Source organism: Streptomyces sp. NPDC020362 (genome assembly GCF_040642095.1).
Classification (GTDB): Bacteria; Actinomycetota; Actinomycetes; order Streptomycetales; family Streptomycetaceae; genus Streptomyces.
Genome location: NZ_JBFAET010000002.1, coordinates 98,135 through 119,936 on the forward strand (window position 1 = coordinate 98,135; position 21,802 = coordinate 119,936).

Annotated in this window: 21 protein-coding genes and 2 pseudogenes; 10 read left to right on the plus strand and 13 right to left on the minus strand. The window is 71.7% G+C overall.

Annotation, left to right across the window (positions count from 1 at the left end):
• The first annotated feature begins 124 nt into the window (after positions 1-124).
• A complete protein-coding gene (locus AB0H32_RS01710) occupies positions 125-862 on the plus strand; it encodes a bifunctional DNA primase/polymerase (protein ID WP_361112535.1) in 738 nt (245 codons plus the stop codon).
• Between the two features lie 15 nt (positions 863-877).
• Here AB0H32_RS01710 and AB0H32_RS01715 read toward each other — a convergent pair whose 3' ends face one another.
• From AB0H32_RS01715 to AB0H32_RS01735, 5 genes and pseudogenes are all read right to left on the minus strand, one after another.
• The gene (locus AB0H32_RS01715) at positions 878-1,870 is read right to left on the minus strand and encodes a hypothetical protein (protein ID WP_361112538.1); all 993 of its coding nucleotides are present in this window, start codon (positions 1,868-1,870) and stop codon (positions 878-880) included.
• Entirely contained in the window at positions 1,830-2,702 is an 873-nt protein-coding gene (gene efeU / locus AB0H32_RS01720) for an iron uptake transporter permease EfeU (RefSeq protein WP_361112540.1), read from the minus strand. The genes AB0H32_RS01715 and efeU overlap by 41 nt, the downstream gene beginning before the upstream one ends.
• 3 nt (positions 2,703-2,705) lie before the next feature.
• Positions 2,706-3,959: an iron uptake transporter deferrochelatase/peroxidase subunit gene (gene efeB, locus AB0H32_RS01725; protein ID WP_361112543.1), complete on the minus strand. Its 1,254-nt coding sequence runs from the start codon at positions 3,957-3,959 to the stop codon at positions 2,706-2,708.
• Positions 3,960-3,975: 16 nt separating this feature from the next.
• Positions 3,976-5,112 carry an iron uptake system protein EfeO gene (efeO, locus tag AB0H32_RS01730; protein ID WP_361112545.1) on the minus strand — a complete coding sequence of 379 codons (1,137 nt, stop codon included), beginning with the start codon at positions 5,110-5,112 and terminating at the stop codon, positions 3,976-3,978.
• A gap of 175 nt (positions 5,113-5,287) precedes the next feature.
• Positions 5,288-5,614 (minus strand): annotated as a pseudogene (locus AB0H32_RS01735) (hemin ABC transporter ATP-binding protein); the annotation flags it as partial.
• Between the two features lie 179 nt (positions 5,615-5,793).
• Here AB0H32_RS01735 and AB0H32_RS01740 point away from each other — a divergent pair.
• Together AB0H32_RS01740 and AB0H32_RS01745 are read left to right on the plus strand one after the other, a co-directional pair.
• On the plus strand, positions 5,794-6,684 hold the full coding sequence (locus AB0H32_RS01740) for a hypothetical protein (RefSeq protein ID WP_361112548.1): 891 nt from the start codon (positions 5,794-5,796) through the stop codon (positions 6,682-6,684).
• Positions 6,677-7,360, plus strand: a complete 684-nt coding sequence (locus AB0H32_RS01745; protein WP_361112551.1) for a PhzF family phenazine biosynthesis protein — start codon at positions 6,677-6,679, stop codon at positions 7,358-7,360. The genes AB0H32_RS01740 and AB0H32_RS01745 overlap by 8 nt, the downstream gene beginning before the upstream one ends.
• 70 nt (positions 7,361-7,430) lie before the next feature.
• Here AB0H32_RS01745 and AB0H32_RS01750 read toward each other — a convergent pair whose 3' ends face one another.
• Both AB0H32_RS01750 and map read right to left on the minus strand, forming a co-directional pair.
• A complete protein-coding gene (locus AB0H32_RS01750; RefSeq protein WP_361112554.1) occupies positions 7,431-8,078 on the minus strand; it encodes a biliverdin-producing heme oxygenase in 648 nt (215 codons plus the stop codon).
• 174 nt (positions 8,079-8,252) lie between these two features.
• Positions 8,253-9,110, minus strand: a complete 858-nt coding sequence (map, locus tag AB0H32_RS01755) for a type I methionyl aminopeptidase (protein WP_361112557.1) — start codon at positions 9,108-9,110, stop codon at positions 8,253-8,255.
• A 58-nt stretch (positions 9,111-9,168) separates the two neighbouring features.
• Here map and AB0H32_RS01760 point away from each other — a divergent pair, with 58 nt between their 5' ends.
• Entirely contained in the window at positions 9,169-9,408 is a 240-nt protein-coding gene (locus AB0H32_RS01760) for a hypothetical protein (protein ID WP_361112560.1), read from the plus strand.
• Here AB0H32_RS01760 and AB0H32_RS01765 read toward each other — a convergent pair.
• Both AB0H32_RS01765 and AB0H32_RS01770 read right to left on the minus strand, forming a co-directional pair.
• A pseudogene (locus AB0H32_RS01765) lies at positions 9,409-9,707 on the minus strand (MFS transporter); the annotation flags it as partial.
• An 18-nt stretch (positions 9,708-9,725) separates the two neighbouring features.
• Entirely contained in the window at positions 9,726-10,322 is a 597-nt protein-coding gene (locus tag AB0H32_RS01770; protein ID WP_361112564.1) for a hypothetical protein, read from the minus strand.
• Positions 10,323-10,548: 226 nt separating this feature from the next.
• Between AB0H32_RS01770 and AB0H32_RS01775 the strand changes: the two genes are divergently transcribed.
• From AB0H32_RS01775 to AB0H32_RS01785, 3 genes are read left to right on the plus strand one after another with little or no spacing between them, the layout of a single operon-like run.
• Positions 10,549-11,658 (plus strand): sialidase family protein, encoded by a 1,110-nt coding sequence (locus AB0H32_RS01775; protein ID WP_361112567.1) that lies wholly within the window; start codon positions 10,549-10,551, stop codon positions 11,656-11,658.
• Between the two features lie 38 nt (positions 11,659-11,696).
• Positions 11,697-12,410, plus strand: coding sequence for an NADPH-dependent F420 reductase (gene npdG / locus AB0H32_RS01780; protein ID WP_361112570.1), 714 nt, complete (start codon positions 11,697-11,699; stop codon positions 12,408-12,410).
• A 25-nt stretch (positions 12,411-12,435) separates the two neighbouring features.
• Entirely contained in the window at positions 12,436-12,705 is a 270-nt protein-coding gene (locus AB0H32_RS01785; protein ID WP_361112573.1) for a hypothetical protein, read from the plus strand.
• Here the strand turns inward: AB0H32_RS01785 and AB0H32_RS01790 are convergent.
• On the minus strand, positions 12,695-13,495 hold the full coding sequence (locus AB0H32_RS01790; RefSeq protein ID WP_361112576.1) for a site-2 protease family protein: 801 nt from the start codon (positions 13,493-13,495) through the stop codon (positions 12,695-12,697). The two genes, AB0H32_RS01785 and AB0H32_RS01790, sit on opposite strands and share 11 nt — an antisense overlap.
• A 109-nt stretch (positions 13,496-13,604) precedes the next feature.
• Here AB0H32_RS01790 and AB0H32_RS01795 point away from each other — a divergent pair, with 109 nt between their 5' ends.
• On the plus strand, positions 13,605-13,748 hold the full coding sequence (locus AB0H32_RS01795; RefSeq protein ID WP_361112579.1) for a hypothetical protein: 144 nt from the start codon (positions 13,605-13,607) through the stop codon (positions 13,746-13,748).
• Between the two features lie 14 nt (positions 13,749-13,762).
• Positions 13,763-17,038 carry a BTAD domain-containing putative transcriptional regulator gene (locus AB0H32_RS01800; protein ID WP_361112582.1) on the plus strand — a complete coding sequence of 1,092 codons (3,276 nt, stop codon included), beginning with the start codon at positions 13,763-13,765 and terminating at the stop codon, positions 17,036-17,038.
• 11 nt (positions 17,039-17,049) lie between these two features.
• Here AB0H32_RS01800 and AB0H32_RS01805 read toward each other — a convergent pair whose 3' ends face one another.
• The 3 genes from AB0H32_RS01805 to panB form a co-directional block, all read right to left on the minus strand.
• Positions 17,050-17,874, minus strand: a complete 825-nt coding sequence (locus tag AB0H32_RS01805) for an ABC transporter permease (RefSeq protein WP_361112585.1) — start codon at positions 17,872-17,874, stop codon at positions 17,050-17,052.
• Positions 17,871-18,896 (minus strand): ATP-binding cassette domain-containing protein, encoded by a 1,026-nt coding sequence (locus tag AB0H32_RS01810; RefSeq protein ID WP_361112588.1) that lies wholly within the window; start codon positions 18,894-18,896, stop codon positions 17,871-17,873. Before AB0H32_RS01810 ends, AB0H32_RS01805 begins: the two co-directional genes overlap by 4 nt.
• Before the next feature lie 209 nt (positions 18,897-19,105).
• Positions 19,106-19,972 carry a 3-methyl-2-oxobutanoate hydroxymethyltransferase gene (gene panB, locus AB0H32_RS01815; RefSeq protein WP_361112591.1) on the minus strand — a complete coding sequence of 289 codons (867 nt, stop codon included), beginning with the start codon at positions 19,970-19,972 and terminating at the stop codon, positions 19,106-19,108.
• A 196-nt stretch (positions 19,973-20,168) separates the two neighbouring features.
• Between panB and AB0H32_RS01820 the strand changes: the two genes are divergently transcribed.
• Positions 20,169-21,755, plus strand: coding sequence for an MFS transporter (locus tag AB0H32_RS01820; protein ID WP_361112594.1), 1,587 nt, complete (start codon positions 20,169-20,171; stop codon positions 21,753-21,755).
• Positions 21,756-21,802 lie beyond the last annotated feature (47 nt).

Sequence of the window (21,802 nt, forward strand, 5' to 3'; positions counted from 1 at the left end):
GACCCCCTCCGCATGTGAGCCGCGTCTCGTCCCCTTCCTCCGGATCCGCCCCGCGGAACCCCGAAGCGCATGAAGACGGGACGATGAGGCATGCTGTCCGCACACCAGCGAGGCGAGGGGACAGATGAGCGCGATGTTCGGCGGTCGGTCGGGCCGGCAGGGCAAACTCTCCCAGTGGCTGCGCGGACGCCGCCCGAAGGAGGCCGCCGACGACGGAGGCCGTGAGGCTCTGCTGCTCGCTGCCGCGGCAGCGGGACTGCCGCTGGCCCCCGCCGCGCACCCCGCCCGCGACTACCGCTGTTCCTGCGACCGCGTGGGCTGTCCCACCCCGGCCCGGCACCCGGTGTCCTTCGCCTGGCAGACGCAGTCCACGACCGACCGCGGGCAGATCGAGCGCTGGGCCCGGCACCAGCCGGAGGCGAACTTCATCACGGCGACCGGCATGGTGCACGACGTCCTGGACGTGCCCCTCCAGGCCGGCCGGGAGGCGCTGGAGCGGCTGCTCGGCGCCGGTGTCGAGGTCGGACCGGTCGCCGAGAGCGACGACGGCCGCATGCTGTTCTTCACCCTCACCCGGGGCACCCCCGAGGACGAGGACGAGTGGTGGCCCTGCGAGCTGGACTGCCGCCCCGAGACCATGGACGAGCACCCGGGGCTGCGCTGGCACTGCCGCGGCTCCTACGTCCTCGTGCCGCCCGCCCGGCTGCCCGGCGACGACGGCCGGCAGGTGCGCTGGGCGCGCGGCCCCGAGCATGCGCTGCCCGACCCGCTGAGCCTGCTGGAGGTGCTCACGGACGCCTGCGCCCGCCATGTGGGCAACGAGGCCGAGCGCGCGGGCGCCGTCTGGCCCCCGCAGCACTGAGACCGCCCGGCGGCCCTACTCGCCCTGAGCGGCCGTCAGGCCCTGCACCCGCCCCAGCACCGACACCGGGCCGCTCCCGGCCGGGTCCAGGGCGACCTCGTTGGAGATGTACTCCAGCGTCAGCGACTGCTTGACCTCGCCCTTGGTCAGGGCCTGCACGTCCTTGTTCGGGATCTGCACCGTGGTGCCCGCGGCCCCGGTCCGCTTCTCGTAGTGGTGCGTCGTGAAGAAGACCAGCGCCCCGCCGTCCGCGGTGCGCAGCGCGAGCGGCGCGTAGTCGCCGCGGGTCAGCGGCAGATCGATGTACTGCCGCACCAGGCCCGGCTTCCTGGCCTGCGCCTGGCGGTCCGCGCGCCAGCCGCTGGTGTTGCGGCCGTCCGCGAAGGTCTTCCCGCCCTTCTTCAGATAGGCGGCGTAGTCCTTGCTCAGGGCGCCCGGCGGGACGGCCAGTTGTGCGGAGCCGGCGGGCACGGCCTCGGCGAATCCGTCCGCGTCCTTCTTGAACTCCGGTACGTCACCGGGCAGGACCAGCGTCAGGTACGCCACCTGCCACGGATCGCCCAGACCGCTTCGCGTGAAGACCAGCAGCCAGCGGTAGTTGCCGCCCTTGTTGCCCTTGGCGTCGGCGACGAACCAGCGGGGCCAGCCGGCCTTCTTGGGGATCGTGAACTTCGCGTCCGTCAGCTTCAGCGCGGTGTGGCTCGTGTTGCCGCCGGGGTTGTTGGCGTGCCCCGCCTTCAGCCGGGCGGAGTCGATGTCGGCGAGGGCGCCGGTGACGTAGTCCTCGTCCAGGGAACTGTCGTAGGCCTTGTCGGCCTTGTTGTAGGCGTCCGTGAACCGGGTGAGGGCCTTGGCGGCCTCGGCGCGGGTGGTGGCGGGGAGTATCTCGCGCTCCCCGTGCACCACCACACAACCGCTCGCCGTCAACGACAAAGCGGTCAGCGAGGCCGCTATGAGCGCGTTCCGGTCACGCCTGCGGAGCCTTCGACGGCTGCGTTCCCTGGTCATGAGGTGCCTTCACCTTCCCCTTCCCGGAGGCGAACCCTACCGGGGCGAGGAAGATCGCGAGTGTCGGGACCAGGTACAGCAGCCACACCGTGACCTGGACCACGGTCGGGTCGGGCTGGAAGTTGAACACGCCCTTCAGCAGCGTGCCGTACCAGCTGTCCGGCTCGATCGTGTTGCTGATGTCGAAGGCCAGGTCGGAGATGCCCGGGATCCAGTTGGCCTCCTGCAGGTCGTGGAAGCCGTACGCCAGCACGCCCGCCGCGACCACGACCAGCATGCCGCCGGTCCAGGTGAAGAACTTGGCCAGGTTGATCTTCAGGGCGCCGCGGTAGAACAGCCAGCCGAGGAGGACGGCCGTGGCGAGACCGAGGGCCACGCCGACCAGCGGGCGCGGGGTGCCGTCGCTGGCCGCGTGCACCGAGGCCCACACGAACAGGGCGGTCTCCAGGCCCTCCCGGCCGACGGCCAGGAAGGCGGTGGCGACCAGCGCGCCCGTGCCCATGGCGAGGGCCGCGTCCAGCTTGCCGTGCAGTTCGGACTTCAGGTGCCGGGCGGTGCGCCGCATCCAGAACACCATCCAGGTCACCAGGCCGACCGCGACGATCGAGAGCGAGCCGCCGAGCGCCTCCTGTGCCTCGAACGTCATTTCCTGCGAGCCGAATTCGAGGGCGCAGCCGAAGCCCATGGCGATGGCGACCGCGATGCCGACACCGATCCAGATCGGCTTCAGGGCGTCCCTGCGGTCGGTCTTGACCAGATAGGCGATCAGGATGCAGACGACGAGCGATGCCTCCAGACCCTCACGCAGGCCGATCAGGTAGTTGGAGAACACGGGCTACGCCTCCTTCGAGAACAGCGTGCGGCCCCACCAGTCGTCCTTGTCGCGGACGCCGGGCGGCACCGCGAAGACCGCCGAACCCACGTGCTGGATGTACTCGTTGAGCGCGTCCTGCGCCGACAGCCTGCGCTGCAGCGGGATGAACCCCTTGCGCACATCGCGCTGGTAGGCCAGGAAGAACAGGCCCGCGTCGAGCCGGCCGAGGCCGTCGCTGCCGTCGGTGAAGGAGTAGCCCCGGCGCAGGATCGTGATCCCGCCGTTGGAGTCGGGGTGGGCGAGCCGGACGTGCGCGTCGGGCTTCATCGCCTTCAGGAACGGCTTGTCGCGCTCCTTGGCCTTGCCGACCGGAGCGCCCTCGCCCTTGTCCCGGCCGAAGACGTCCTCCTGCTCCTGGAGCGAGGTCCGGTCCCAGGTCTCGATGTTCATCCGGATGCGCCGGGCGACCAGATACGACCCGCCGGCCATCCAGCCGGGACCGTCGCCGTCGCCGGCCCACACGAACTTCTTCAGCCGGTCCGTCTCGGTGCCCGCGATGTTGCGGGTGCCGTCCTTGAACCCCATGAGGTTGCGGGGCGTCTGGGCGTCCGGGGTCGTGGAGGAGGTCTTGCCGAAGCCGAGCTGGGACCAGCGGATGGCGACCTTGCCGAAGCCGATGCGGGCCAGGTTGCGGATCGCGTGCACGGCCACCTGCGGGTCGTCCGCGCAGGCCTGGATGCACAGGTCGCCGCCGGTACGCGTCCGGTCCAGGTTGTCGCCCGGGAACTTGGGCAGGTCGACCAGCGCCTCGGGCCGCTGGTCGGCGAGGCCGAACTTCTCGAAGAGGGACGGGCCGAAGCCGATCGTCAGCGTCAGCCGCGACGGCTTGAGCCCGAGGGCCTCACCGGTGTCGTCCGGCGGCGCCTCGGCCAGCCCGCCGTACGCGCCCTCGCCGACCGCCTTCCCGGCGGTCATCCGGCGCGCGGCCTCGGTCCAGTCCTTCAGCATCTGCACGAACTCGGCGCGGTCGCCGGTCTTCACGTCGAACGCGGCGAAGTGCAGCCGGTCCTGCACGGGGGTGGCGATGCCTGCCTGGTGGGCGCCGTGGAACTCCACCGCGCCGCCCGCCTCGGCGGCCGTCGGTTCCACGTCGTTGCCCGCCTTGGCCGCCGCCACCGCACCGCCGGCCGCGGCGGCACCGAGCGCGAGCCCGGCACCGCCCCAGCCGATCAGCGCACGACGGGAGGGGGAGGAGCTGCCCTGTGTCTCGGTCATTCCCGTCTGCTCCTTCTTACTTCACGACCGCGGCGGCGAGCTTGGACAGCGGCTCCGCGAGGGCGTTGACCGCGTCCGACAGCTCCTTGCGCTGGTCCTTGGTGACCTTGTCGTACGAGATGAAGTCGTACGTGTTCTTGTCGGAGCGGTACTTGTCGAGCAGCGTGTTCAGCGCGGCGAACTGCTTGTCCAGCTCGGTGGTCAGCGCCTTGTCGTTCTGCTGGGCGACCGGCTTCAGCAGTTCGTACGCCTTCTGCGCGCCCTCGACGTTGGCCTTGAAGTCGACCAGGTCGGTGTGCGCGTAGCGGTCCTCCTCGCCGGTGACCTTGCCGGTGGCGACCTCGTCCAGCAGCTCCTTGGCGCCGTTGGCCATGGAGGTCGGGGTGATCTCGGCCTTGCCGACCCGCTCCTGCCAGTCCTTCAGGTCGGTCACCAGCTGGTCGGCGAGGGTCTTCTCCTCGGCGCCGATCTTCTTGTCCTGCCAGAGGGCCTTCTCCAGGCGGTGCCAGCCGGTCCACTTCTGGCCGGCCTCCAGGCCGTCGGCGCGCGTGTCGGTCTTGGGGTCGATGTCACCGAAGGACTCGGCGATCGGCTCGGTGCGCTCCCAGCCGAGGCGCGAGGGGGCGTACGCCTTCTTGGCGGCGTCCAGGTCACCGGCCTTGATCGCCTTCGCGAAGGTCCCGGCGAGCGGCACGGTGGCGTCGGCCTGCTCCTGGGCGTACTCGCGGTAGTCGGCGACGGCCTTGTCCAGCTTCGGGTTGCGCTGGGCGGTCTTGCCGGAGCCGGTGACGGTGAGCTTCTGCCGGACGCCGTGGCCCTTCATGCCGGGACGGCAGGCGATCTCGTAGGAGCCGGCCTTCACCTCGGCGGTCAGCGTGTACTTGGTGCCCGGGCCGATGTTCTCCTTCTCGGAGACGATCCGGTCGTCCGGGAACAGGATCTCGACCTCGGTGGCCTTGGAGCCCTTGTTCTCGATCTTCAGCGTGACCTGGCCGGCCGGAACCGACCTGGCGGAGGTCTTGCACTTGGAGTCGGCGGCGGTCACCTGGATCGCGTCGCCGTCCTTGGCGCCGCTCTTCGCCGTGCAGGCCGTGATGGCGGTCAGAGCGGCCACGGTGGCGGCTGCGGTGACGGTGAGTCGGACGGCTCGCATGCAGGCTCCAAGCGGGGATGGTGTGGTGAGGCTGGCCTAACTTACATGAGGCTTACCTCACCTCTACCCGTCCGGGTCATGATTCAGCTCTCACGGAAATCTCACAGGCACGGCTTGATCTCGACGGCTCAAAACGCACCCCAAGAGAAGGCAAAGGGAAGGTAAAGGCGTAGGAGTGTGGGGTCACCAGGGCCGCCCCCCTGCGGGGGTGAGGGAGCACCTCGACCGGCTGGTCGTAGACGTCCGGGAGCAGGTGCCCGTTGAAAACCCCGGCAGGTGGACCGTCGGCCGCGACACGACCGGCGCACAGGATCGCCACCCGGTGCGCGTAGGCCGCCGCCGGCGCCGGATCGTGCAACACCGTGACCACCGCGTCACCGGTGTGCGCCCTTTCCCGGCACGGCCGCAGCACCGACTCCTGGTGCTTCGGGTCGAGTGCGGCGGTCGGCTCGTCCAGCAGGAGCAGGGGCGCACGTCGGCCGACGGCCCGGGCAGGCGCGAGGAGTCCACCGGTGCGGACGGAGGGGGCGACGCCGTCGAGCACGGTGCGGTCGCCGAGGCGGACGTGGAGGCCCAGGGCGGTGGCGGCCGGTGCCGACGTGGTGTTCGCGGTGCGCGGGCCGCACACGGGGGCGGAATCCGGTTGCCGGGCGGGGGTACGGCCCCCGGACAATGTCCCGCATGACCGGCGCACCCAGAGAACTGCTCGGCCCGCACCGCCTGGTCCTGGACGTCCGGGACCGCCCCGGCCCGGCCCCACTGCGCTTCGAGAGCGCCGAGGAAGGGCGCCTGAGGGTGCTGAGGCAGGCTGGGCGGCCCGTGCTGCTGGGCGGGCTCACCGGCGCGGGCTGCTGCCACGACCTGCATCTGCACCGCCTCGACGGCTACCGCTCGCCGCTTGCGCCCATCGGCTCGGCGGACATGCGAAAGGGCGGCAACTGGGCGCACCGGTACGCCCGTTGGCTGGAGGAGGCCGAGGAGTCCCCCCTCTACGACGGCCGCTGGGAGATCTCGGTGCGCACCGCTTTCGCCCTGCCGATCTGGACCGTCGACTTCGTCCGCGACTGGCCCGTCGGCACCCTGGAGCTGTACTGCGGCGGCGGCTGGCACGGCATCCTGCCCCTGCGTGAGCTGTCGGCGCCCGACGCCGGCCGCGTGAAGGCGTACCGCAAGCACGTCCGGGACGGCTCCCTCGCGCCCGTCCTGCTGTGGTGGGTGCCCTCCCTCGACGGCTGGGTCGTCCTCGACGGTCACGACCGCGCGGTGGCCGCCCTCGCGGAAGGACGCACCCCGGAGTGCGTCGTCCTGACCCGGCTGCGCGACGAGGACCTCTGGCGCCGCGACGCCGAAGCCGTCGCCGAAAGCCACCGGCAGGCCATGGAACGGCTGACGGCACGCCCGGCCGCACCCGCCACCGAACGGCAGCGGGCGGTCATGGAGCAGAACCACGGCGACGTCATGGCCTGCCTCCCGTACGACCCGTCGGGTCTGCGCTCCTGGCCGCTCCCCGGCGGCGCCCCCGCCTGGCAGGCGCTCGCCACCGCCGCGATGTTTCAATTCCCAAGTGACTGACTACGACGTACTCCGCGTCTTCTGCGGACCGAACGGCGGCTACGGCAACGAACTCGGTGTCGTCCGCGACGGTTCGGTCCTGCCGGAGCGGAGCGACCGGCAGGCCCTGGCGGCCAAGCTCGGCTTCAGCGAGACCGTGTTCGTGGACGACCCCGAGCGCGGTGTGATCGACATCTACACCCCCACCCTGCGCCTGCCCTTCGCCGGTCACCCTTGCGTCGGCACGGCCTGGCTGCTGGACGTGCCCGAACTGGTCACCCCCGCCGGGGTCGTCGGAGCCCGCCTGGACGGCGAGTTCAGCTGGATCGAGGCCCGCGCGGAGTGGGTCCCGCCGCGCACCCTGCGCCAGTACCCCACCGCTGCCGAGGTCGACGCCCTCGACGTGCCGCCGCCCGGCGAGCGAAGCGAGATGGGGGTCCCCCCGGACGAAGTCCGGGGGAGGGTCTACGCCTGGGCGTGGGAGGACGAGGCGGCCGGGCGGATCCGTGCCCGCGCCTTCCCCGGCCGCGACGACGGCATCGAGGAGGACGAGGCGACGGGCGCGGCGGCGCTGCTCCTCACCGACCGGCTGGGCCGCGCCCTGAACATCACGCAGGGCAAGGGGTCCCAGATCCTGACCGCGCCACAGCCGCACGGCTGGGTGGAGGTCGGCGGCCGGGTGTTCCTGGAGCGCTGACCGCGCCGCCGGGTGGTGACGGGCGCGGCGGTCACCACCTCCGGGTGACCCGCGCCCGGCCCGGCGGGGGTCAGGCGGACAGCGGGAACTCCTCGCCCAGGGCACGGAAGACCGCGGTGTTCAAGGCGAACGCCTTCTTGCACTCCGTCACGATCCGCTGCTTCTCCAGCTCGTCGGCGGCGACCCCGTCCAGCCGTTCCCGGTAGTCCCGCTTGAACGCGGCCGGGTTGGGGATCTCCTCGAACACGTAGAAGCGGACGCCGTCGCCCTTCCTGGCGAAGCCCCAGGTCTTCTCCGCCCTGTCCCGGATGATCTGCCCGCCGGAGAGATCGCCGAGGTAGCGGGTGTAGTGATGGGCGACGTACCCGCCGGGCCAGCGCTCGGCGCACTCCCGGATCCGGTCCGCGTACGCCCGGGTCGCGGGCAGGGCGGACAGGCCCGACCGCCAGCCGGTGCCCCGCAGATGAGCCAGGTCCCGCTCCAGCGCAGGCAGGCGCAGCAGCTCCGGCCGGACGAACGGCCCGGCCAGCGTGTCCGCGGTCAGGCGCTCGGCCGCGCTCTCCAGTGCCTCGTAGACGAACCACAGTTGCTCGGTGTAGCGGGCGTACGCGGCCACGCCCAGCCGGCCGCCCAGCAGGTCGCTCATGAACGTCGAGGTCTCCGCCTCCACGTGCTGCTCGTGCGACGCGGTGCGGATGAGAGCCGAGAAGGAGTCCATGAACCAGATCCTCTAAGGTAAGGCTTACCTAAGTCAATGCCTTGGTGACACCCTGTCGGGAAAGTTGCCGACATCTTGTCGGTAAAAGCGTACAAGAGAAAGCCCGCCCCCGTCAGGGGCGGGCTCGGCGGCGGTCTCGGGAGAGTGATCGGGAGAGGGGGATCGCAGTGGTGATCAGGGGAGGGTCAGGATCTCCGCGCCCGTCTCCGTCACGACCAGCGTGTGCTCGAACTGGGCGGTCCGCTTGCGGTCCTTGGTCACGACGGTCCAGCCGTCGTCCCACATGTCGTACTCGTGCGTGCCCAGCGTCAGCATCGGCTCGATCGTGAAGGTCATGCCCGGACGCATGACGGTCGTCGCGTGCGGGCTGTCGTAGTGCGGGATGATCAGGCCGGAGTGGAACGACGTGTTGATACCGTGCCCGGTGAAGTCGCGCACGACCCCATAGCCGAAGCGCTTGGCGTACGACTCGATGACCCGGCCGATGATGTTGATCTGCCGGCCCGGCTTGACCGCCTTGATCGCCCGCTCGAGGGACTCGCGGGTCCGCTCCACCAGCAGCCGCGACTCCTCGTCCACGTCCCCGACCAGGTAGGTGGCGTTGTTGTCGCCGTGCACCCCGCCGATGTACGCCGTCACGTCCAGGTTGACGATGTCGCCGTCACCGAGGACCGTCGAGTCCGGGATGCCGTGGCAGATGACCTCGTTGACCGAGGTGCACAGCGACTTCGGGAAACTGCGGTAGCCGAGCGTGGACGGGTAGGCGCCGTGGTCGCACATGTACTCGTGGGCGACCTTGTCCAGCTGGTCGGTGGTCACGCCCGGGGCGATGATCCTCGCGGCCTCCTCCATCGCCTGCGCGGCGATCCGGCCGGCGACGCGCATCGCCTCGACGGTCTCCGGGGTCTGCACCTCCGGGCCGGTGTACGGCGTCGGCGCGGGCTTGCCGACGTACTCGGGGCGGCGGATGTTCCCGGGTACCGAACGGGTGGGAGAGAGCTCCCCTGGTACGAGCAGCGACTGGCCAGACATGCCAGCGAGTCTAACCAGCGGGCATGGGGGAACATGTCCCTGGCGAGAGGAGCTGTTCATGGCCCTGTTCAAGAAGCGCACCGTCGGCAAGCCGGGCGAGTGGTACTACTGCCTGGAGCACAAGAAGGTCGAGGAAGGTCCGGAGTGCCCGGGCAAGGACCGCTTCGGGCCGTACACCAGCCGCGAGGAGGCCCAGCACGCGATGGAGACCGCGGCCGAGCGCAACCTCCAGTGGGAGACCGACCCGCGCTGGCACGACGCCTCCGCGCGCGGTGACGGGGACGCCGACGAGGACTGATCACACCTGCGTGGGTGCGGCGGCGGTGCACTGCTCGCGCAGCCGCACCGCATGCTCGTCGGCCCGTGCGTCGTAGACCGTCAGCCCCGGCAGGCACAGGGCCGGCAGCCCCGTCGTGCCCGCGCACAGCAGCCCGCCCGACCACACGGACGTCCGTACTCCCGCCCACGCGGCGACCCCGCTCGAGCAGCCGGAAGCGGCAACACCGGCCACACGCTGCCGGCGAGCCCGGCGGCCACGACCGCCAGACCCCACAGCGCGGCCGGCAGCACCACCATCCGGCCGCGCCGGTGGATCCGTCCGGGCGGGTGGGCGAGTCACCAAGGGGCAGCCGGCGGTGCCGTCAGGATCTCGGCCAGCCTCGTCAGGCGGTCGCGGAAACCCCGCCGCCCCCTCGAAGAACCCCCGTTCTCCCCAGCCGCCGCGCTCACCAGGTGCTGCACGCTGTCCAGGTCGAGCTCCGCCCCGTCCGGCACGGCCAGCGCGTCATGGGCCATCGCGGACAGCTCACCCCCGCCTGCCCCGAGCGCCAGCACCGTCACCCCGGCCCGGCGCGCCGCATGCACCCTCTCCAGCAACTGCGCAGGTTCCTCGGGTGCGACGACCAGCAGGGTCTCACCCCGGCGCGCCTCCTCGATCCGGCCCGGCCCGACGGCCAGGTGCGCGGGATCGGAGGGGCGCGCGTGATGCCGTACGAGCGTGGGGGCCAGCTCGGGCGTGCCCGACCATGCCGCCTCGTCCACCAGGTGCGCGGCCAGGTGCCAGGGCTCGTACTCGGGCGTGCCCACCAGGAGCAGCCCGCCCCCGTGCCCCACCACCGAACCGCGCAGCACCGCCGCGAACCGCCGTGTGGCCCCCAACCACTCGGTCCCGGCCAGCACTTCGCGCAACAACGCGACCCGTACGGCGTCCATGCGACCGCATCCTGCCGCAACCGGTCGTTTTTGACGCGGAGTTCACCCCGGATTCGCCCGACCTGGGGATGGCGTCGAGCCGTCCTCGTCCCCGTCAATGGTCCGTGGGCACTGTCCAGCGTCCGGTGTCCCGTGTGTCGCATCCCGCATCCCGCATCCCGCATCCCGCGTTCCGTGAGCCACGGCCCGTGTTCCGTGTTCCGTGTTCCGTGTGAGGAGTCTGTCGATGACCGATGTGTCCGTTCCCTTCCGCGCGGGTCACGAGGGGTACGCCAGCTTCCGTATCCCGGCCGTCGTGGCCACCCTCCCCAAGCCTCGGCTCCGCTCGACCGGGGGGAGCCCCGTGGGGACACTGCTCGCCTTCTGCGAGGGGCGGGTCGACTCGGCCGCCGACCACGGGCACATCGCGGTCGTGCTGAAGCGGTCCACGGACGGCGGCCGTACCTGGGGGCCGCTGCAGGTCGTCGCGAGCAACGGGAAGAACCTCGCCGGCAACCCCGCCCCGGTCGTCCTCGACACCGGCCGCATCCTGCTGGTGCACGTCCGTGCCGCGGCCACCGCCACCGAGGACGCCATCCTGCGCGGCCGGGTCAAGGACGCCGACGGCCGGCGCGTGTGGGTGCAGTACAGCGACGACGACGGCGTGACCTGGTCGAAGCCGGGGGAGATCACCGCGCAGGTGAAGAAGCCCGGCTGGCGCTGGTACGCCACCACGCCCGGCCACGCCCTCCAGCTCGGCTCGGGGCGTGTGCTCGTCCCCGGCAACCACACCCTGCCGCCCACCGGCACCGACACCGGTGCGGAGGCCAAGTACAACGGCGGCCACTGCCTGCTCAGCGACGACCGCGGCGCGACCTGGTACCTCGGCTATCTCGACGACAACACCGACGGCTACGTCAACGCCAACGAGACCACCGCCGCCGAACTCCCCGACGGCCGCGTCTACTTCAACACCCGCAACGACTCGCCCTCACCCGGCAACCGTGCCGACGCCCACTCCAAGGACGGCGGGAAGACGCTGGTCAAACCCTTCCGCCCGCAGGCCGGGCTCACCGCCCCGGTCTGCGAGGCCTCGGTTCTCCAGCTGCGCGATCCCGACCTGCTTCTCTTCTCCGCCCCGGCCGATCCCGCCTTCCGCGCCCTGATGACCGTGCGCGCCTCCGGCGACGGCGGCACCACCTGGCGCACGGCCTTCACGGCCGACGGACTGCCCGCCGCCTACTCCGACCTGGTCCGCATCGACCACGACACCGTCGGACTCCTCTACGAGACAGGGGACTTCAGCGCCTACGAGACGATCACCTTCCGCCGGGTGCCCGTGATGCGGCTCACCTGAACCGGGTGCCGCCCGCGCCACGGACGTAGAGTCGGCCCATGACCTCTACCGACAGCGCACAGACTCCCGCGAAGGCCCCCGCCAAGGACCCCTGGGACCTGCCCGACGTCTCCGGGCTGGTCGTCGGCGTGCTCGGCGGCACCGGCCCGCAGGGCAAGGGCCTCGCCTACCGGCTCGCCCGGGCCGGCCAGAAGGTGATCATCGGCTCGCGGGCCGCCGAGCGCGCACAGGCCGCCGCCGAGGAGCTGGGGTACGGCGTGGAGGGTGCCGACAACGCCGAGACCGCGCGCCGCAGCGACATCGTGATCGTCGCCGTACCGTGGGAGGGCCACGGAAAGACGCTGGAATCCCTGAGCGCGGAGCTGGCCGGCAAGCTCGTCGTCGACTGCGTGAACCCGCTCGGCTTCGACAAGCAGGGCGCCTACGCGCTCAAGCCGGAGGAGGGCAGCGCCGCCCAGCAGGCCGCCGCCCTGCTGCCGGACTCCCGGGTCACCGCCGCCTTCCACCACCTGTCGGCCGTCCTGCTCCAGGACCCGGAGATCGAGCAGATCGACACCGATGTGATGGTGCTGGGCGAGGTGCGCGCCGACGTGGAGATCGTGCAGGCGCTGGCCGGGCGCATCCCCGGCATGCGCGGCGTCTTCGCCGGCCGGCTGCGCAACGCCCACCAGGTCGAGTCCCTGGTCGCGAACCTGATCTCCGTCAACCGCCGCTACAAGGCACACGCCGGGCTCCGCGTCACCGACGTGTGAGCCGACGTGAGAGGTGAAGGGACCGATGGGGGACACTGGTCGTCGTAGCAGTGTCCCCCGCAAGGAGCCGACCCCCATGCACCTCTCGCCCCCGCCCACCCGGACCCGGCGACTCGCTCTGTACACGCTCGTCGTCTGCGTCCTCGCCGTCGCCGCGGCGGTCGTCTCGTTCGTCCAGGGCAGCTGGCTGGGGATCGTCTGGGTGCTGCTGGCGGGCCTGTCGTCCAACATGACCTGGTACTACATCAAGCGCGGACGGTCCGCCGAGGGACCGGGCAAGTCCGTCACGGGCTGATCGTGCAGACCTCCGGGGTGCCGCGCCAGAAGCGGTACAGCTCGTAGCCGCAGGCCCGGGAGAAGTCGTCGACGCCCAGGCCGCGCAGGATCGCGTCGATCGCGTCGAAGAACACGTTGTTGACCGACGGCACCCACAGCAGCGCGAACACGAACAGCAGCCCGAACGGCGCGAACGGCTCGACCTGCCGCTTCACGTTGTACGACAGCCACGGCTCGATCACGCCGTAGCCGTCCAGGCCCGGCACCGGCAGGAAGTTCAGGATCGCCGCCGTCACCTGGAGCAGTGCGAGGAACGCCAGCGCATACCGGAAGTGGAGCGGCACGCCGTCCAGGGCGTGCAGCCAGAAGGGCGCGGTGCACACCGCCGCGAACAGCACGTTCGTCAGCGGGCCCGCCGCCGAGATCAGGCTGTGCCGCCAGCGGCCCCGGATGCGGCTGCGCTCGATGAACACCGCGCCGCCCGGCAGACCGATCCCGCCCATGATCACGAACAGCACCGGCAGCACGATGCTCAGCAGCGCGTGCGTGTACTTCAGCGGGTTGAGCGTGAGGTAGCCCTTCGCGCCGACCGTGATGTCGCCGCTGTGCAGGGCGGTGCGCGCGTGCGCGTACTCGTGCAGGCACAGGGAGACGACCCAGGCCGCCGTGACGAACAGGAACACCGCGATGCCGGGCTGCGCGGCGAACCCCGTCCAGGTGGCCCAGCCGGTCACCGCCGTCACGGCGAGGATCCCGGCGAAGACGGGACTGACCCGGCGTTCGCCGCGGCGGGTTGTGGCGGTGGTCATGGGGCGGGCTCCTGTGGGGCGTGGACGGCCGGGGAGCCCGACCGTACCCGGCGCGGGCCCGCCGGGAAAACGTCTCGCGGTCGGCGGGTGGTTCCCGGAAGCTGGGGGGATGCCGATGACGACGGTGTTCCACCAGAACCGGCGGACGGAGTGCTGCCGCAGGCCCGTCCCGGTGCACGACGAGGCCGGCGGTCCCCCGGCGGCCCCGCAGGTCCCCGGCGGCACACCGCGCGAACCCGGTGACCGGTCCTGACGGCTCCAGGGACAATGGACCCCGTGCGCTATCGCCTCCTCGGCCCCACCCAGGCGTTCCGCCCCGACGGCACGGCCGTTCCGGTCGGCGGAGCGCGGCTGCGTGCCCTGCTCACCGTCCTCGCACTGCGTGCCGGGCGGACCGTGCCCGCGGGCGTGCTGGTGGACGAGGTGTGGGGCGCCGACCCGCCCGCCGACGCGGCCGGTGCCCTGCAGGCACTGGTCGGCCGGCTGCGCCGGGCCCTCGGCGCCGACACCGTCGCCTCCGCCGAGGGCGGCTACCGGCTCACGGCCACCTCGGACGACATCGACGTGCACCGGTTCGACCGGCTGACCGGCGGGGGCCTGAGCGCCCTGCGCGACGGTGACCCGGACAAGGCGGCCGCCGTCCTGGACGACGCGCTCGCGCTGTGGCACGGACCCGCCCTCGCCGATCTGCCCGACCGCACCGCCGAGGTGGCCCGCTGGGAGACCCGCCGGCTGGACGCGCTGCGCGCCCGGCACACCGCCGCCCTCGCCCTCGGCCACGCCGAGCAGTCCCTGCCCGAGCTGACCGCCCTGTGCGACGGCCACCCCCTGGACGAACCGCTCCAGGCCCTGCGGCTGCGGGCCCTGCGCGACGCCGGCCGGCCCGCCGAGGCGCTGGCCGCCTACGAGGACGTACGACAGCTCCTCGCGGACCGGCTCGGCTCCGACCCGGGACCCGAACTGCGCGCGCTGCACACCGGGTTGCTGACCGATACCGCCGGGCCGCCGGCACCCGCCGCCCCGGCGGTGCCCGGCAACCTGCCCGCCCGGCTCACCTCCTTCGTCGGCCGTGAGGCCGACATCACGGCCATCGGTGCCGACCTCGCGGCGGCCCGGCTCGTCACCCTGCTCGGGCCCGGCGGAGCCGGCAAGACCCGGCTGTCCCAGGAGGCCGCCGAGGCCGTACGGCACACCGTCCGGGACGGGGTGTGGCTGGCGGAGCTGGCCCCCGTGGACGACCCGGACGCCGTACCGCAGGCCGTGCTGACCGCCATCGGCGCCCGCGAGACCGTGCTGCACGGTGCCGGCGTCGAGACCATCCGCGCCGCCGCCGACCGCGTCGGAGACCCGGTCGAGCGGCTCGTGGAGCACTGCGGCCGGCGCCGGATGCTGATCGTCCTCGACAACTGCGAGCACGTCGTCGAGGCCGCCGCCCGGCTGGCACAGCGCCTGCTGGCCCGCTGCCCGGAGCTGACCGTGCTGGCCACCAGCCGCGAACCCCTCGGGGTGCCCGGAGAACTGGTGCGGCCCGTGGATCCGCTGCCCGAGCCGGTCGCGCTGCGGCTGCTCACCGACCGCGGCGCCGCGGCCCGCCCCGGATTCCGGGTCGCGGACGACCCCGAGGCGTGTGCCGAGATCTGCCGCCGGCTCGACGGACTGCCCCTCGCGATCGAGCTGGCGGCCGCCCGGCTGCGTGTGCTCACGCCCCGCCAGATAGCCGACCGGCTCGACGACCGCTTCCGGCTGCTGCGGGGCGGCAGCCGCACCGTGCTGCCCCGCCAGCAGACCCTGCGCGCCGTCGTGGACTGGTCCTGGGACCTGCTGGACGAGGAGGAACGGGAGGTCCTCTCACGCCTGTCGGTCTTCGCGGGCGGCTGCGACCTGGCCGCCGCCGAGGCCGTGTGCGGCCCGGCCGCCCTGGACGCGCTCGCCTCCCTGGTCGACAAGTCCCTGGTCGTGGCCGCGCCGCCACCAGGCACAGGGGCCGAGGGCGGCATGCGCTACCGGCTGCTGGAGACCGTCGCCGAGTACGCGGCCGAACGGCTGGCCGAGACCGGGCGCCGGGCCGACGCCGAGCGCGCCCACCTGACGTACTACCGCGAACTCGCGCGCACCACGGACCCGTTGCTGCGCGGCCAGGCACAGCGCACCGCCATCGACCGGCTTCAGCTGGAGTACGAGAACCTGCGCACCGCCTTCCGGCATGCCGTGGCCGTCGGCGACGAGCAGGAGGGGCTCAGCCTGGTGCTGTCCCTGATCTGGTTCTGGCAGATGCGCGACCAGCGCATCGAGGCCCGTACCTGGTGCCAGGAGGTCATGGCGCTCGGCCCCGACCCGTTCACCGAGCCGGTGCGCCACGCCCGCCCGGTGTGGCAGCGCTGCACCGACGTCCCGCCCCCGTTCACCGGCGAATTCCTCGCCGAGGCCCGGCGCGGTGTCCACCTCGCCCATCTCGCCTGCATGGACACCGAGATGGAGGCCTGGCAGACCCCCGAGGCGCAGGCCAAGCTACGGGTCGTCACCCAGGTCTACGAGCCCGGCATGCCGCAGACCTGCCGGGCCCCGGGCATGCTCTGGTTCTACGCCGAGATGCTGACCGGCGGTGTGGAGCGCCTGAACTCGGTCGTCGACGCCACCGTCCGGACCTGCCGGGACACCCCCGGCTACGACTGGGAGCTGGCCGGCGCCCTGCAGACGCGCGCCAACCTCCTCGCCAACCGCACCGTCTGGGCGGGGGACGCCGTCCGCGACGCCGAGGAGGCGCTGGAGATCTACCGCCGTCTCGGTGACGAGTGGGGCATCGCCGAGGCGCTGTCCGCCCGCGGTGAGGCCCACGAACGCAAGGGCGCCTACGAGCAGGCCGCCACCGACTACTCGGCGGCCGTCGAGCACGCCGAACGGCTCGGGGCCCGCGCCCAGACGGCCGTGCTCAACGCCCGGCTGGGCAGCGTGCTCATGGAGGCGGGCGACATGGAACGCGGCGAGCGGCTGCTGCGCGACGTCATCGCGGGCCAGGACGGCTCCCACAACGAGGCGATGCCCGCCGCCCGGCTCTTCCTCGCCTGCTGGCTCGGCCTGACCGACCGCATCGCCGAGGCGCGCGACCAGCTCCGGCTGCTGCGCGAGGAGTTCAGGATCGCGCATTTCGTCGTCTTCGACGCCATGATCCTCGGCCAGGAGGCCTGGCTGGACGCTCTCGACCGCCGTGGCGAGGAGGCCCTGGCCGCCGTCCGGCGGGCCCTGCGGCTCGCCGCCGACCCGCTGTCCAGGGTCATCACCCCGCATCTGCACTCCATCTGCCTCACCGTGGCGGCGATGGCCCTGGCCGGCCGCGACGGCGAGACCGGCGCCGCGGACGCCGCCCGCTGTCTGGCCGCGGCCGACGCCCTGCTGCCGGCCGGGCACGTCTCCTCCAGCGTCGAGCGGCGGGTGCACGACCTGACCGAGGCCCGGATCCGGGAGACGCTCGACGGACCCGCGTACGAGGCCGCGTACGCCGAGGGCGGTGGCCTCTCCCTCGAGGAGGCCACCGCCCTGGTCTGAGCCGCCGGACCTCAGGCCTTGGTGCGGAACTTGTGGATCGCGACCGGTGCCATCACCGCGGTGATCGCGACCGACCAGCCCGCCGTCACCCACAGGTCGTGTGCGACCGGGCCGCCGGTCATCAGGCCGCGCGCCGCGTCCGCGAGCGTGGACAGCGGGTTGTAGTCGGTGAAGTGCTGCAGCCAGTGCGGCATCGACTTGGTCGGGGCGAAGATCGACGAGCCGAACTGGAGCGGGAACAGCACCAGGAAGCCCATCGCCTGCACCGACTGGGCGTTCTTCAGGACGACGCCCAGGGTGAGGAACACCCACATGATCGACGAGGCGAACAGCGTGGACAGGCCCACGGCCGCGAGCAGGCCGGGCCAGCTGGTGATGTGGAAACCGACCAGGACGGCGACGACCATCAGGATGGCCGTGGCGAACAGCATCCGGGCCAGCTCCACCGCGATCTTCGCGAACAGCACCGAGCCGCGCCCGATCGGCAGGGACCGGAAGCGGTCCATGACACCGCTGTTGAAGTCCTGGCTGAAGCCGGTGCCGACGCCCTGCGACATCGTCATGCTCATCATCGCCAGCATGCCGGGGATGACGTACTGCACGTACCGGTCCTGACCGCCGCCCAGGGCCTGCCCGATCGAGCCGCCGAAGACGTACACGAACAGCAGCGTGAAGACGACCGGCATCAGCAGGGCGTCGAACATCGACTCGGGGTCCTGGCGGATCCACAGCAGGTTGCGGCGGATGAGCGCGCCGGTGTGCCGCAGATGCCCGCGCAGCGGGATGCGGACGTCGGCGGCGCCGGCGGTGGGGGCAGTGGCGGTGGCGACGCTCATGCGGCGACCTCCTCGCGGGACTCGACGGGCGTGGTGTCCTGTCCGGCACTGGCGCGGTGGCCGGTGAGGGACAGGAACACCTCGTCCAGGCTGGGCAGTTCGGTGGTGATGGAGGAGATCGTGATGCCACGCGCGGTGACGGCGCCGACCACGGCGGTCAGCTGCTCGTCGCTGAGGATCGGCACCAGCAGGGTGCCGCTCTCGCGGTCGACCGTGGTGGTCGCGAGCCCGGTGATGCCCAGCTCGTCGAGCATCTGGGCGAGCGGGGACAGCTGGAGCGCATCCACCGGACGGACCCGCAGCGTGCGCCCGCCGACCTTGGCCTTCAGCTCCTCGATGGCGCCGTTCGCGATGACCTTGCCGCGGTCCACGACGGTCAGCTCGGAGGCGAGCTGCTCGGCCTCCTCCATGTACTGGGTGGTGAGCAGCACGGTGACCCCCTCGCCGACCATCGTCTTGACCTCGTCCCACACCTCGTTGCGGGTGCGCGGGTCGAGTCCGGTGGTCGGCTCGTCGAGGTACAGGACCGCCGGGCGGCCGATCATCGAGGCGGCGAGGTCGAGGCGGCGCCGCATACCGCCGGAGTAGGTGCTCGCCGGGCGCCGGGCGGCCTCCGTCAGCGAGAACCGCTCCAGCAGTTCGTCGGCGCGGGTGCGGGCGTCCTTGCGGGACAGGTCCAGCAGCCGCCCGATCATGTACAGGTTCTCCCAGCCGGGCAGCTTCTCGTCCACCGAGGCGTACTGCCCGGTGAGGCCTATCACCCGGCGCAGCTGCCGGGGCTGGCGCACCACGTCGTATCCGGCCACGGTGGCCTGCCCGGCGTCCGGAGTGATCAAGGTGGACAGGATCCGTACGAGAGTGGTCTTTCCGGCGCCGTTGGGCCCGAGCACCCCCATCACGGTGCCCTCCCGCACGTCGAGGTCGACACCGTCCAGCGCCTTGGTCTCGCCGTAGTGCTTGACCAGTCCCCGTACCGTCACGGCGTGGCTTCCGCCGACGGGGTCGTGTTCGATTCGCGTCATGCGGAAGACAGTGTCAGGGCCCACCGACAAACCACCGACAGGGCGCCTACAGCCACCGACAACTTGCCGACGGCCACCGCAACCGTCGACCGGGCAACCACGACGGCGAGCAATCACCTCCGCGAGAGCGGCGCCGGTGCAGGCGCAGAAAGGGGACAGCCCGCCGATGGGGGACGATCGGCGGGCTGCCCGGGTGTTGCCGCTGTGGACTAGTGGACGGAGTGCTCCTCCAGCGGGAACGTCCCGCCGACGACGTCCTCCGCGAACTCCCTCACCGCGTTCCCCATGACCTCACGCAGGTTCGCGTACTTCTTGACGAACTTCGGCACCCGGCCGGAGGTCAGCCCCAGCATGTCCGTCCAGACCAGGACCTGCGCGTCGGTCTCCGGCCCCGCGCCGATACCGACGGTGGGGATGTGCAGCACGCGCGTCACCTCGGCCGCCAGCTCCGCAGGGACCAGCTCCAGGACGACCGCGAACGCGCCCGCGTCCTGCACCGCCTTCGCGTCCCGCAGCAGCTGCTGCGCCGCCTCCTCGCCGCGCCCCTGCACGCGGTAGCCCATCGCGTTGACGGACTGCGGGGTCAGCCCGATGTGGGCCATGACCGGGATGCCGGACTCCACCAGCAGCCGGATCTGCTCGTGCGACCGCTCGCCGCCCTCCAGCTTGACCGCGCCGACCCCGGCCTCCTTCACCAGCCGGGTCGCCGAGCGCAGCGCCTGCACCGGACCCTCCTGGTAGGAGCCGAAGGGCAGGTCGCCGACGATCAGGGAGCGCTGCGTGCCGCGTACGACCGCCGCGGACAGCATGGTCATCTCGTCGAGGGTGACGGGCACGGTCGTCTCGTACCCGAGGTGGCAGTTGCCCGCCGAGTCGCCGACCAGGATGACCGGGATCCCGGCCTCGTCGAAGACGGACGCGGTCATCGCGTCGTAGGCGGTGAGCATGGGCCACTTCTCGCCCCGCTCCTTGGCGAGGGCGATCTCGCGGACGGTGATGCGGCGGGTGCCCTTCCCCCCGTACAGCGCCTTGCTGCCGTCGGAAGGCTTGTTCTGGGCAGCCGAAAGCTGCGTCATGGCAACGGCTCCTTCAGTCATCTCGAGGCGCCCTGACGGCGTCCCCGGATCGTCTCCATGGTGGCACCTCGTGCCAGTCAGGGCCAGGGGACCCTCATGTGATCCCCGCGGTGCTGTCGGCCCGCTGTGTAAGGCCTCGGTAAAGGAATTCAGATACGAGACGGTGCCGTATTGGAATGACCGTAGGCTCGGACGCATGACAACATCCGTCCCTGCCTCCCGGATACCCGAGGCGGTGCACCGCCGCCGCTGGGCGATCCTCGGCGTGCTGATGCTCAGCCTGATCATCGTCGTGCTCGACAACTCGATCCTGAACGTTGCCATCAAGACCATCTCGAGCCCGGCGCCCACCGGCCTCGGCGCCACCCAGAGCCAGATCGAGTGGGCGATCAACGCCTACACCCTCGTCTTCGCCGGCCTGCTGTTCACCGCGGGTCTGGTGGGCGACCGCCTGGGCCGCAAGAAGGTGCTGCTCGGCGGCATCGTCGTGTTCGGCATCGGCTCGGCCCTGGCCGCCGAGTCCGGCACGCCGGACCAGCTGATCGCCTACCGCGCCCTGATGGCCCTCGGTGCCGCGTTCGTGATGCCCGCCACGCTCGCCGTGCTGATGAACGTCTTCGAGCGCAAGGAGCAGCCCAAGGCCATCGGCATCTGGGCCGGCGGCGTCGGCCTCGCCATCGCGATCGGCCCGATCACCGGCGGTGCGCTCCTGGACCACTTCTGGTGGGGCTCGGTCTTCCTCATCAACGTACCGATCGTGATCATCGCGCTTGCCCTGATGCTGTGGCTGGTGCCCGACTCGCGCGACCCCAGGCCGGGACGCCTCGACCCCGTCGGCGTCGTCCTGTCGGTCGTCGGTCTGGTCCTGCTGGTCTACGGCATCATCAAGGGCGGTGAGCTGGCCGACTTCACCGACGCCAAGGTGCTGGCGACCATCGCCGCCGGTCTGGTCGTCCTGGCCGGCTTCGTCGTCTTCGAGAAGCGCAGCAACCACCCGTCCCTGGACGTGACCTACTTCAAGAACAAGGTGTTCTCGGCCGCCATGGCCGCCATCGCGCTGGTCTTCTTCGCGCTGATGGGTGTCACCTTCTTCTCGGTCTTCTACACGCAGAGCGTGCGCGGTTACTCCCCGCTGCAGTCCGGTCTGCTGATGCTGCCGCTGGCCGCCGCGCAGATGTTCTTCGCGCCGCGCGCCCGCCTGGTGGTGGAGCGGTTCGGCAACAAGGCCACGACCACCGCCGGCCTGGTGCTGATCGCGGCGACGCTGGCCGCGTTCGCCACCCTGAAGGCCGACACGCCGATCTGGCTGCTGGAGACCATCTTCTTCTTCATGGGCGTCGGCATGGCCCACATCATGACGCCGGCCTCGGTCGTGATCATGCAGGCCCTGCCGCGCGAGAAGGCCGGTTCGGCCTCGGCGCTCAGCAACACCTTCCGCCAGGTCGGCGGCGCCCTCGGTATCGCCGTCCTCGGATCGGTGCTCTCCACCTCGTACCGCAACGGCATCGAGGGCAAGCTCGGCCTGCTGCCGCCCGGCCTCAGGGAGACGGCCGGCGAGTCCATCGAGGCCACCCTCGGTGTCGCCGGCAGGCTCGGGGCGCAGGGCAAGGCCCTCGTCGGCCCCGCCAACGACGCCTTCCTGCACGCCATGCACGTCACCGCCCTGTGCGGTGCGGGTGTCGCGGTGATCGGCGCCGTGGTGACGGCCCTGTTCCTGCCGGGCAGGCAGCCGGCCGACCAGGAGGACAAGAAGGAACCGGAGTTGGTCGCGGCCGGCGACTGACAAAGCGTTCGGCGAATCCACGGGGGAAGGAGGCTGCTGCGGGAGAA

Excerpts from the sequence above, each read along its gene's own strand:
- AB0H32_RS01710 (WP_361112535.1), top strand. The coding sequence starts at position 125 with ATGAGCGCGATGTTCGGCGGTCGGTCGGGCCGGCAGGGCAAACTCTCC.
- AB0H32_RS01715 (WP_361112538.1), bottom strand. The coding sequence starts at position 1,870 with ATGACCAGGGAACGCAGCCGTCGAAGGCTCCGCAGGCGTGACCGGAAC.
- efeB (WP_361112543.1), bottom strand. The coding sequence starts at position 3,959 with ATGACCGAGACACAGGGCAGCTCCTCCCCCTCCCGTCGTGCGCTGATC.
- efeO (WP_361112545.1), bottom strand. The coding sequence starts at position 5,112 with ATGCGAGCCGTCCGACTCACCGTCACCGCAGCCGCCACCGTGGCCGCT.
- AB0H32_RS01740 (WP_361112548.1), top strand. The coding sequence starts at position 5,794 with ATGACCGGCGCACCCAGAGAACTGCTCGGCCCGCACCGCCTGGTCCTG.
- AB0H32_RS01750 (WP_361112554.1), bottom strand. The coding sequence starts at position 8,078 with ATGGACTCCTTCTCGGCTCTCATCCGCACCGCGTCGCACGAGCAGCAC.
- map (WP_361112557.1), bottom strand. The coding sequence starts at position 9,110 with ATGTCTGGCCAGTCGCTGCTCGTACCAGGGGAGCTCTCTCCCACCCGT.
- AB0H32_RS01760 (WP_361112560.1), top strand. The coding sequence starts at position 9,169 with ATGGCCCTGTTCAAGAAGCGCACCGTCGGCAAGCCGGGCGAGTGGTAC.
- AB0H32_RS01770 (WP_361112564.1), bottom strand. The coding sequence starts at position 10,322 with ATGGACGCCGTACGGGTCGCGTTGTTGCGCGAAGTGCTGGCCGGGACC.
- AB0H32_RS01775 (WP_361112567.1), top strand. The coding sequence starts at position 10,549 with ATGACCGATGTGTCCGTTCCCTTCCGCGCGGGTCACGAGGGGTACGCC.
- npdG (WP_361112570.1), top strand. The coding sequence starts at position 11,697 with ATGACCTCTACCGACAGCGCACAGACTCCCGCGAAGGCCCCCGCCAAG.
- AB0H32_RS01785 (WP_361112573.1), top strand. The coding sequence starts at position 12,436 with ATGGGGGACACTGGTCGTCGTAGCAGTGTCCCCCGCAAGGAGCCGACC.
- AB0H32_RS01790 (WP_361112576.1), bottom strand. The coding sequence starts at position 13,495 with ATGACCACCGCCACAACCCGCCGCGGCGAACGCCGGGTCAGTCCCGTC.
- AB0H32_RS01795 (WP_361112579.1), top strand. The coding sequence starts at position 13,605 with ATGCCGATGACGACGGTGTTCCACCAGAACCGGCGGACGGAGTGCTGC.
- AB0H32_RS01800 (WP_361112582.1), top strand. The coding sequence starts at position 13,763 with ATGGACCCCGTGCGCTATCGCCTCCTCGGCCCCACCCAGGCGTTCCGC.
- AB0H32_RS01805 (WP_361112585.1), bottom strand. The coding sequence starts at position 17,874 with ATGAGCGTCGCCACCGCCACTGCCCCCACCGCCGGCGCCGCCGACGTC.
- AB0H32_RS01810 (WP_361112588.1), bottom strand. The coding sequence starts at position 18,896 with ATGACGCGAATCGAACACGACCCCGTCGGCGGAAGCCACGCCGTGACG.
- panB (WP_361112591.1), bottom strand. The coding sequence starts at position 19,972 with ATGACGCAGCTTTCGGCTGCCCAGAACAAGCCTTCCGACGGCAGCAAG.
- AB0H32_RS01820 (WP_361112594.1), top strand. The coding sequence starts at position 20,169 with ATGACAACATCCGTCCCTGCCTCCCGGATACCCGAGGCGGTGCACCGC.